Origin of the sequence: Marinobacter sp. DUT-1 (assembly GCF_050379415.1) — a bacterium.
In the GTDB taxonomy this organism is placed as follows: domain Bacteria; phylum Pseudomonadota; class Gammaproteobacteria; order Pseudomonadales; family Oleiphilaceae; genus Marinobacter.
Genome location: NZ_JBNRLS010000003.1, coordinates 150,243 through 161,329 on the forward strand (window position 1 = coordinate 150,243; position 11,087 = coordinate 161,329).

An 11,087-nucleotide genomic window follows, 5' to 3' on the forward strand; every position below is an offset into this window, starting at 1 on the left:
GACGCCCATGGCACTCAAAGCAACCGTCTTCAAGGCCACGCTCAACATCGCCGACATGGACCGGCACTACTACGCAGACCACCACCTGACTCTGGCCCGACATCCCTCGGAGACCGACGAGCGGATGATGGTCCGGCTGCTGGCCTTTGTCCTCAACGCCGACGAGCATCTTGAGTTCACCCGTGGCCTGAGTACCGACGACGAACCGGAGCTCTGGCAAAAAAGCCTCAGCGACGAGATCGAACTGTGGATTGAACTGGGCCTGCCGGACGAAAGCCGCCTGCGCAAGGCCTGTAACCGCGCCCAAAAGGTTGTGCTGTACACTTATGGCGGCCGGGCAGTCTCGCTGTGGTGGGAAAAGAACCAGAACAAGCTTTCCCGCTTCAACAACCTGACTGTGATCGACCTGCCCCAGGAGGGCACCGAGGCCCTCGCAGGCCTGGCCGAACGTACCATGAGCCTGCAATGCACCATTCAGGACGGCGAGGTCGGTATTGGCAACGAAAACACCCTGGCCAACCTGACGCCTACGCGTCTGTATCCGGCCAGCTGAGATTTCCGGCTCCTTGAATCCCTCATACAGGGACTACCCGAATTCCGCAGTTTACGTTAAGGTAAGCATCAGGCAATTGTGCAAGGTCGCACCAGACCCTGCTCGATTGTCTACACTTGAATAATCGGCACCCCCACAAGGGGAGCCGTGTTCCTCAGGCCACCACCCCAGGAAGAGGATTATGACAACAACAAAATCCAGAGTTGTTTACACCCCGTCGTTCACCGACGGTGCAGAGTTCCGTATTCCCACCTTCAAGGTCCTGAAGCAGGACGGCTCCCTGTACAAGGGCGCCAAGGCACCGGCGCTGGACAAAGATAAAGCCCTGCGCATCTACCGGACCATGGTTACCACCCGGATTCTCGATGAGCGCATGCTCGCCGCCCAGCGCCAGGGACGCTTGAGCTTCTACATGCAGTGCACCGGCGAGGAAGCCGCCGTCATCGGCAGTGCCGCAGCCCTGGATGACGCCGACATGATCATGGCGCAATACCGGGAACAGGGCGCCCTGGCCTATCGTGGCTTCACCATCGACGAGTTCATGAATCAGCTGTTCGGCAATGAACTGGACTACGGCAAGGGCCGCCAGATGCCCGTGCACTATGGCTCCAAAAAGCTGAACTACATGACCATCTCATCGCCCCTGGCTACCCAGATTCCCCAGGCGACCGGTTACGCCTACGGCCAGAAACTGGCGGGCGAAGGCCACTGTACCATTACCTACTTCGGCGAAGGCGCGGCCTCGGAAGGGGATTTTCACGCTGCCCTGAACATGGCCGCCGTCCAGCGGGTGCCGGTGATCTTCCTGTGCCGGAACAACGGCTACGCCATCTCCACCCCGGCCGCCGAACAGTTCGCCGCCGACGGTGTGGCGCCCCGGGCCTACGGCTACAAGATGGATGTCATCCGGGTGGACGGCAACGACGTCCTGGCCATGTACGAGGCCACCAGGGCCGCCCGCAGCCTGGCGGTGGAACACAACCGACCGGTGCTGATCGAGGCCATGAGCTATCGCCTCGCCGCCCACTCCTCTTCGGACGATCCTTCCGGCTATCGCAGCAAGGACGAAGAAGCCGTCTGGCGCGAGAAAGACCCTATCCTGCGCATGCGGCTCTGGCTCGAGCGCAAGAAGTGGTGGAGCGAGGACGACGAGAAACAGCTGCAGGAAACCATGCGCCGGGAGGTACTGGAGACCATGAAACGGGCCCAGAAACGCCCGCCACCTCCGCTGGAAACCCTGGTCACCGATGTTTACGACGAAGTGCCGCCGGCCCTGGCCGAACAGTTCGAGAAGCTGAAGGCGCACATCCGCCGCTATCCGGACGCCTATCCCAAGAGCGCCGAACACGCCAAGGGAGGTGCCTGAGATGACACAGATGAACATGCTTCAGGCCATCAACAACGCTCTGGACACCGCCATGGCCGCCGACGAACGAGTCCTGTGCTTCGGTGAGGACGTCGGCGTCTTCGGTGGTGTCTTCCGGGCCACCAGCAACCTGCAACAGAAGTACGGTAAGGCCCGCTGTTTCAACACCCCACTGGTGGAACAGGGCATCATCGGCTTCGCCAACGGCCTGGCAGCCCAGGGCTCCGTGCCGGTGGCCGAGATCCAGTTTGCCGACTACATCTTCCCGGCGTTCGATCAGATCGTGAACGAGTCTGCCAAATTCCGGTACCGCTCGGGCGATCTGTTCAATGTGGGCGGGCTCACCATTCGCGCGCCCTACGGCGGCGGCATCGCCGGTGGGCTTTACCACTCCCAGTCGCCGGAAGCCTACTTCGCCCACACCCCAGGGTTAAAGATTGTGGTCCCGCGCAACCCACATCAGGCCAAGGGCCTGCTACTGGGCGCCATCCACGATCCCAACCCGACTCTGTTCTTCGAACCCAAACGGCTCTACCGCGCCTCCGTCGGCGAAGTGCCGGACGAGGATTACCGGCTGCCCCTGGGTGAAGCCGAAGTCCTCAAGGAAGGCACGGACGTGACCGTGCTGGGCTGGGGCGCGCAGATGGAAGTGATCGAACAGGCCGTCGACATGGCGGAGAAAGATGGCATTTCCTGTGAAGTCATTGACCTGCGAACCATCTTGCCCTGGGACGTGGAGACCGTCGCCAACTCGGTGTTCAAGACCGGGCGCCTGGTGGTTACCCATGAAGCGCCACTGACCGGTGGTTTCGCCGGCGAAATCGCAGCCACCATCCAGGAACGCTGCTTCCTGTACCTGGAATCCCCGATCGCACGGGTCACCGGGATGGATACTCCCTTCCCGCTGGTGCTGGAGAAAGAGCACCTGCCCAATCACCTGAAGGTCTTCGAGGCCATCAGGTCGAGCGTGGACTTCTAGGTTGATATCAGGACAGGAGAGCAATCATGAGTGATTTTATACTGCCCGATATCGGCGAAGGTATCGTGGAGTGCGAACTGGTCAAATGGCTGGTCGCCGAAGGGGACATCATCGAGGAAGACCAGCCGGTGGCCGAGGTGATGACCGACAAGGCCCTGGTGGAAATCCCGGCACCGTACAAGGGCAAGGTAACCCGCCTCTACCATAAGGAAGGCGACATCGCGAAAGTCCACGCGCCACTGTTTGAACTGGTGGAAGTGGATGGCGACAGCGGACAGGACGAAGCACCTGCCGCACAGCCGAAGGAAACTGCCAGCGAAGCACCAGCGACACCGGACCCCGCCCCGGCGGCCGGAACCGACGCCGGCGAGGTGGCCGAAGACTTTATCCTGCCGGACATCGGCGAGGGCATCGTCGAGTGCGAGGTGGTGGAATGGCGTGTGGCCGAAGGCGACGAGATCGAGGAAGATCAGCCGGTGGTCGATGTCATGACCGACAAGGCCATGGTCGAGATCACCGCGCCCAAGGCCGGCCGGGTCACCAGGCTTTACCACCAGCAACAGGAAATGGCCCGGGTGCATGCCCCGCTGTTTGCATTCATCCCCCGGGATCGGGACGAGCCGGCCGAGGCCAAGGCTGAGTCAAGGCCGGCCCCGGAAAGCGCACCGGCACCGGCCAAACCGGTCGCCACCGGCAACCGGCCACGGATTCCCGCCAGCCCCGCCGTGCGCCGCCTGGTACGGGAGCATAACCTGGACCTGGCCAACATCGCCGGCTCCGGCAAGGATGGCCGGGTGCTGAAGGCCGACGTGCTGGCCCATCTCGAGCAGCCTGCCCAGTCAGCGCCAAGCCGGCAACCGGTCAGTGAAACGCCGGCGGCCAAGGCTGACAGCGAGCACCGGAAACCGGGGCGCGAACTGGAGGCAAGGGTCGAGCCGATCCGGGGTGTCCGGGCGGCCATGGCCCGCAGCATGGTGGCCTCAGCGACCACTATCCCCCACTTCATTTACAGTGAGGACATCGATGTCACCGATCTGCTCGCCCTGCGGGAACAGCTCAAGCCCGAAGCCGAGGCCCGGGGATCACGCCTGACCCTGATGCCCTTCTTTATGAAGGCCATGGCCCTGGCAATCCAGGACTTCCCGGTACTCAACAGCCGCCTCAATGACGAAGTGACGGAGATCCACTATCAGCCCCACTGCAACATCGGCATGGCCGTGGACAGCAAGGCCGGGCTGATGGTGCCGAACGTGAAAGGTGTTGAAAGCCTGACCGTGCTGGGCGTGGCCGATGAGGTTACCCGCCTCACCGAGGCCGCGCGCTCGGGCCGGGTCAGCCAGGAAGACCTCAAGGGCGGCACCATCACCATCTCCAACATTGGCGCCCTGGGCGGCACCTATGCCTCACCCATCATCAACGCGCCGGAAGTGGCCATCGTCGCCCTGGGCCGGACCCAGAAACTGCCGCGCTTCGATGCCAATGGCAACGTGGTGGAACGGGCCATCCTGACGGTAAGCTGGGCGGGCGACCATCGCATCATCGATGGTGGCACCATCGCGCGCTTCTGCAACCGCTGGAAAGGCTACCTGGAATCGCCGCAATCCATGTTGCTGCATCTGGGCTGACGGGTTGTTATGGAGCAGAAGACCGAACTTCAGCAGTTCTACATACCTGAAGAGCAGTCGATCTATCTGCTCAGCCATGACGACGCCAAGAAGCTCAAGGACTGGGTGGCGCTGTGCGCCGCCCAGCTCCGCCAGCTGGGCTACCGGGACATTGAACTGATCGGCAAGGGCGCCTACGGCTTCGTGTTCGCCGGAAAGCTGCCGGGGAACGGTTACTCGGGACCGGAACACGTCTTCAAGTTCACCCGCATCAACCTGCCCCAACACCTTCAGGACCGGCTCGAAGATGAAGCATTCATTCTGGAGCAGGTCCGCCACCCACGGGTACCACGGTTGATAGCCTACCAACGGGCCCGCAACCAGCCGATCCTCGTCATGGAGCGAGCCGCAGGCATCAACCTGGAGGAAGTCTCGTTACAGGAAGGGCGTCTGAAGCCGAGGCTGGTGATCCGCATCGCCGACCAGTTGGCCGACATCCTGCGCAGCCTGCGCAGCGGGGCCAGCTCGGGTGGGCGCCCCATCGTGCACGGCGACATCAAGCCGTCCAACCTGGTCTTTGACGCCAGGACCGAGAACATCGCCCTGATCGACTGGGGCTCGTCGGTGTTTGCCCAACTGGACGCCAACCAGCAGTTCATCACCGCCAATGTCATGGAGCTGATGTCGGACAACCTGCAGCAGACCAACGCCCGGCTGGGGGATGTCTATTTCATCGGTGAGGAACAACTAAACGGCGGGCTCTCCTCCCCCCGCTTCGATGAACAGGGTGCGGCCGGCACCCTGTATGCGCTGGCCTCCGGCCAGTCCTGCCGGTTTGGCCACCAGGCGATTCCGGCCAGCTCACTGGGCCTACCCATGGAATTCGCCCGCATGCTCGACGGCATGCTGTCGCCGGACCCGGAGACCCGCCGGAAGGCCGGTGATTACTACCTCAAAGAAATGCCGAGAATGGCGCACACGGTGATGATCGATCTGCCGGAGCCAACGATTTCGCCGATGGTACCGGTCTGGACCCGTGCCTCCGACCACGAGATCGACACCGTGGTATACAGCTCCCGCAAATCCTTCCTGCGCCAGGAGAACGCCCCGGAAACCCTCAGCGACGTCAACGACGTCCAGCTTGATCGTTACTACAAGAACTTCATGCAGGGCATGGGCGAGACCGAAAAAGCTTTCCTGGCCGCCGTCAGCCGACTGGGCCGCTACCCGGTGGAGGGAGGCCTGGCCGTGCGCTGGGAAAGCGATGGCGTCTACATCGACACCTCACTGAACCTGCACGACCCCAGCCTCAAGACCGCCTTCATCCGGGCGGTGAACAACATGGTCTGCCTGGCCCAGGCCATCTACCGCCAAGGCATCTTCAAGAGCTGCCTGTTCAATGCCCGCAACACCCTGCACGTGGACCGCGACGGCCCGGACAGGCCTTTCCGGATCGATCCCGGCATGCAATTGCGCTACGAAGTCAGTGCGGCACCGGAGGTGGAAGACGAATCCCGGGTACACTCCTACTTCGAGGACGGCCCCGACCCGGAGGAGTTCCTGGTACTGCCGGAGACCATGATCAAGGCCCTGGAAGCCCTGAACGACATCCACCACACCGGCATGATCATCTTCGAGTCCCTGCCCCGGCACCTGAAGATCCACAGCCACTACCGCCTGCTCGACCCGGACCGGGAAGACGAGTTTGTCCGCCTGCTCGATGAGATCCTGTCTGCCGTGGACCAAATCGCCGGACTGGGCGTCTCCGGCTACATGAAAATGCCCTACAAGGACACCCGCTTCTTCCCCCACATCGAGCGCATGCCCGAACGTTACTACCCCAAAAACCCGAGAGCGGAAGTCGGTTCCACCTGAAACAGGGCCAATGCAATCAAGATGGCCGGAGGGCTGGACAGAGCACCCGATCACACGTAAGATTGCGCCTCGAAATTGACGCACACCGTGCCCGATTTCTTCCGCCCGTAGCTCAGCTGGATAGAGCGTTGCCCTCCGGAGGCAAAGGTCTCAGGTTCGAATCCTGACGGGCGGGCCATCTTTCTCAAAGGAGCCCCGCCATGTGCGGGGCTTTTTTGTGAAAGACGGTCTGATCGTTAACTTTGGTTAGAACCTGCGTTCGACGAATCGCGAGAGTGATTTCGACGCTGCAGCGTAGCGAAGGCGGGGCGAAGCCCCGAAGCTCGCCCCCAAGGCGATCTGACTCTATCCTGTAGTGGCTTAATGATTCCGGACACCAACGTAGGTAGTAAGCTTGCCACCATAAACGAGGTGTCTGATTGCGAGAGCACCTCACAGCGTGTTCATGGACATGTTGCCGATGGGCCCGCCACTTCAAAGGCACCACTCGCACCTTCCCAGGCACCACCCGGGTTCGCCACACCTTTGGTCCTCAAACGGTAGATTCCGAGCGTCAGATTCCGTGGTAACTTCCAACTGACCGTTGCTTCTGAAGCTCCGGTGTAGGGCAGCTCAGTGGCCAGGGGTGGCAGGAACTGGGGGTGCCAGGTATACAGCAGGTCAGGTGAACGGTCTGTCGCCACGACCTGCCAGCTGCCGTCTTCCTGAAGCTGCTCGGCATACCCATAACTGTCGTTCAGCATCAGGTCGTTCCGTGGATGACTGGCCTGAAACCGAACAGCAACCTCATCGCCAGGAGCTACCACGGAGGGGGCCTCCTGAAGTACCGTTCCAAAGGCCTGCTCACCCGGGCTGTCACTGGGGATGTAGGGCGGCCTGCGTAACACCGGAGTTACCTCGGGCAACTCCGGGCCCACCGCCAACACTGTGCCCCGGGCCATTGAATCGGCAAGTTTTTTGAGTTCCTGGGTCACCGCAGCCAGGCTCCAGGGACCAAAGACCGTTGAGGCCCCTTCATATTGCTGGCTGGCGTATTCTTCTCGCGTGGTCAGGTAGTGGGTATAGCCATTCACAAGACCTGCAATGACGACGGTATCGACGCCCACCGGCGCCATCTCTTCAAGCACCATCTCACGCAGACGCCGAGCAGACATGGTCGTCACTTCCCAAGGCAGGCCCACCAGGGCCAGGTTGCCAACACGGAAAATCTGCAATGGGTGAATCGCCGGCTCGAAATTCGTCGTCACACCTGTCAGCTCCGTTAGCACATTCGGCACGCCATCAGCCGCTTCTCCAAGATTGGTTGGGAGCAGGACCGGTTTTTCGGCGTGACAACCCATGCCCAGTAACGGCAGCTGCTCCACATTACACAGCAGAAGGTCGCTCACCAGATTCACCGGCAGCGCCATGTCCGTCAGTCCCGCGAAGTCAGCGGCGACACTGCTAAGTAAATCAGGCGAAGCGCTACAGGTCAGCCCTTCCTCGCTGATGGGCCCGGGGCCATCTTCCGCCCCGGCAGGGAAAGAAACCCCGAGCGCCGCATTGCAGGTTTGTTTATTGGCGACATCCAGCTCTGGTGGATGCTCAAGCCCGGAAAGGACCTCGGGATCCGTGACTGTCACCTTGTTCATCTGCACATGCAGAAGCCGATAATCCACACTGCCGGTTAATGGCTGACCGCTCTGCCAAAGTTCCAGCGCACGAGCCAGTTGTTTGGTGCCGGAGATGGCGTTCGAGTCGATAGGGGTTTCACCCCCGCCGCGGCGCGGATCCGGATGGGGAAACTCATTAATGAAGATATTGGGGGATGCATCGCCCTCATCGGCCTGGGCAAAGGCCGCCACAAAACTGTCTTCGGCGGGGTCGGCCCGGTAATCCGTCGCCATGATTTCCTCGAAACCCAGCGAGGCAAATCCTTTGACATCGGAGCTAACGTAAGGAATTTCCGGCCCCATGACCGTCGGGTGCACACCAAACCAGTTGATCACACCGACCGGGCTGCCACTCTTGCGGCGCAGATTCAGTTGCACCACGGTTTTTACGACGTCAACCTCCTCACCGCGAACATTCAGGTACTGCCCACGTTCATACGCAGGGTTCATCGCATATGCAGAGCGTGAGCGGTTGATGTTGGTGTTCAACAACTCTCCCACCGCCATTTCGATAGGTGCAGTTTGGGAGTTGGCTTCAACATTCTGATGCGCGCGCACAATGGCATCGACGATGCCATTCACGATGGTGTTGTATACCAGAGCATCGAAGCCCAGGTGCAGAGCGTTACCCGCTTCATGGTGCGCATAGCCCGCAGGCCCATTGTGGGTATGAGTTGCCGACAGCATGAGGTTTTCAGCGGTATACGCTGCCGCCAGTTCAGGATTCTGCGCCAGAGTGTTGAGAACACCGTTGCGGATAGATCCCCACATCAAACCAATGTCTGCGGACACAAACATGACGCGTTTTCCGTTGCAGGGCGATTCAAGAGCAAACGCCCGGGCATATTGCCGTGTGTGAAGGCCGTGCATGACCTGCCCGGTATCTTCCCAGCCGGCGCCGCTTTTCAAGGCAACCGGGCCGGTAATATCCGATAACCCGCTGCCGAAACGGAACTCCCGGTTCTTCGCGCAGGCAGAATCTGTCGTCACAGATGAAACTGCATTCGCACTCCGGGTTTCATTGCGAGCAACGGAAGGCGCATCGAGACCACTGCCAACTTTCCGTAACGGGCTCTCCATCACACACTGCGCCAAGTCCGGGTTTGCAAAGGGGGCAGGGCCGTCCACCCGTTCATCCGAAGGGCCACGGCCTTGCTGATCGTTTACCGGCGACGAAGCGTCACGCCCGTCTTGATCGCCGCCACAGGCAACCAAAAACACACTGGCAAACACCAAGCCCAAACAATGGGAGACAAAACGGTAGTAATTGTTGTTCATGACAATTCTCGTTGGTGGTGGTCCGAGTGTTAGAACGCAGCAGTCCAGCCAGCCGGCACGCTACCTTCACGGATACGTTGTGGGTGGTCTCCCACATCAACTCGAACCACTTCTTCGGCCCGATCAATGTTGATCACCGACATTTGATCCGTCCCGCTCCAGGACACGAAGCAGTTTTCGCCCGAAGTATCCCGGGTAATCCAGTAAGGCTTCTCACCCAGCCCTTCCAACAATTCATATTCGAATGTTTTACGGTCAACAATGGCCACATAGTCGCTCATGGTGCCGGCAACACACAGCTTCTCGTCATCGGCCCCCATTGAGATTCCGTGGTGCGCCGAGTCGTTCACGTACAGCTCGACTGGCAGGTCTGGCACCCGGTTCGGAAGGTTGGCGACTCGGGTGATCTGGTCATTTTCCATATCGTACTCAACGAACCCATGGAAGAACGAAAGCTGGAAGTAGAAGAACTTTTCATCCTCGGTGTGCGCCATGGGTCGAATGGCTGGGCTCATGTCCGGATAACCCGCTTCGGCCAGTTTTTCGCTGATATCAAAGCTTTTGATGTCTTCCCAGGTGTCCGTATCAACCACTTTGAAAATGCGCTCGCCCTTGGTGTCGGTCAGTGCGCCACGGTCTGCGGGGGAGAACACATGACCGATACTGGCGTGGTAAATCTTCTTGCCATCTTTCGAGTAAACATTTTCATGGGGTGAGTTACCGGTTGGGAAGCGCGCTTTTTCTTCTCCGGTCCAGACATCCAGAATATGCACCACATTGCCTGTTGAGGCAGACACCGCAACTTCACTGCCGTCAGGAGATAGCGCCATATGGTCAGAGCGAATACCCTCCACTTCGAATCGCCACACAATGTCATTGGAGGCGATATCGATGGCGACGACATCCGCAAAACTGGGGCGCGAAACGATTAACAGCTCCCCGTTTCGGGTGCTATACATGTCGTCTACGTATTGGTTGTGGCCCTCCCCGATCAACAATGCAATGCCATGAAACGCGGCCAATTTGACCGGATCAAGACGAATCTCATTCATCCGCTCTTCTTTGTCCGGAATGCCATTGATGCGACCAATTTTTACGTAGCTTTCGCCATCAATTACATCAATGACGCCATCCCAGTTGCTACCGACAAACACCACAGGTTTGGCACCATCCTCAACGGGAATCTTTGCTTGGAGCTCGTTCTCCGGTTGTGTTTGTTCCGTAGGGTTCTGGGCCGAGGTGTCGCTGTCTTTGTCACCAGCACTTTCACTTTCGCCCATGCAGCCGGACAGAATCAGCGCCATAAAAAAGGGGGTAAGGGATGCTGTTAATCGCATAAAAAGGGCTCCACATTGATATCTATTGTTTTTCTTTAATCACGACACGGCCAAAACGTGACATTTAGTTGTGAAACATTATGGGTACAAAATCACGGTTTCAGCTATGGCAGAATTGACAGAGCGATTGGCGGAACCGTCAACTCGGCCAATATACGCCCGCTGAGGACCCTACCCCATTTCCAGAGACGGTATTAAAGCCGGATGAACTGGTGGCGGATTACATTGCCCGGGACATTTTGAGTTTCGCGATCGGGAACAAGGCCAATCACGGTCGAAATACAGCGATCCCGAAAGAACACGTTCTTAAAATCACGAATCTGCGCGATGACTTGCTAGAGAATGGAGCCCCTGAGTCCATGATTAAGGCCCCGGGGGTGAACTTTTTAATTTAGACCCACCAACCTCACTCCGGCCCGCCCCACTCGGCGCCCTCCGGAGGA

Annotated in this window: 7 protein-coding genes and 1 tRNA gene; 6 read left to right on the forward strand and 2 right to left on the reverse strand. The window is 59.5% G+C overall.

Annotated elements, in window-relative coordinates; translation table 11 throughout:
* The first annotated feature begins 7 nt into the window (after positions 1-7).
* From ACQUTG_RS10720 to ACQUTG_RS10745, 6 genes are all read left to right on the forward strand, one after another.
* Positions 8-553, forward strand: coding sequence for a YaeQ family protein (locus ACQUTG_RS10720; protein WP_428919393.1), 546 nt, complete (start codon positions 8-10; stop codon positions 551-553).
* A gap of 181 nt (positions 554-734) precedes the next feature.
* Positions 735-1,919, forward strand: a complete 1,185-nt coding sequence (locus tag ACQUTG_RS10725; RefSeq protein ID WP_428919394.1) for a thiamine pyrophosphate-dependent dehydrogenase E1 component subunit alpha — start codon at positions 735-737, stop codon at positions 1,917-1,919.
* Between the two features lies 1 nt (position 1,920).
* Entirely contained in the window at positions 1,921-2,898 is a 978-nt protein-coding gene (locus ACQUTG_RS10730) for an alpha-ketoacid dehydrogenase subunit beta (protein WP_428919395.1), read from the forward strand.
* Between the two features lie 26 nt (positions 2,899-2,924).
* Positions 2,925-4,523, forward strand: coding sequence for a dihydrolipoyllysine-residue acetyltransferase (locus ACQUTG_RS10735; RefSeq protein WP_428919396.1), 1,599 nt, complete (start codon positions 2,925-2,927; stop codon positions 4,521-4,523).
* A 9-nt stretch (positions 4,524-4,532) separates the two neighbouring features.
* Positions 4,533-6,377, forward strand: a complete 1,845-nt coding sequence (locus tag ACQUTG_RS10740) for a protein kinase domain-containing protein (RefSeq protein ID WP_428919397.1) — start codon at positions 4,533-4,535, stop codon at positions 6,375-6,377.
* Between the two features lie 101 nt (positions 6,378-6,478).
* Positions 6,479-6,555: transfer RNA gene (locus ACQUTG_RS10745), tRNA-Arg, on the forward strand.
* A 265-nt stretch (positions 6,556-6,820) separates the two neighbouring features.
* Here ACQUTG_RS10745 and ACQUTG_RS10750 read toward each other — a convergent pair.
* On the reverse strand, positions 6,821-9,307 hold the full coding sequence (locus tag ACQUTG_RS10750) for a neutral/alkaline non-lysosomal ceramidase N-terminal domain-containing protein (RefSeq protein ID WP_428919398.1): 2,487 nt from the start codon (positions 9,305-9,307) through the stop codon (positions 6,821-6,823).
* Positions 9,308-9,336: 29 nt separating this feature from the next.
* On the reverse strand, positions 9,337-10,644 hold the full coding sequence (locus tag ACQUTG_RS10755; RefSeq protein WP_428919399.1) for a YncE family protein: 1,308 nt from the start codon (positions 10,642-10,644) through the stop codon (positions 9,337-9,339).
* Positions 10,645-11,087 lie beyond the last annotated feature (443 nt).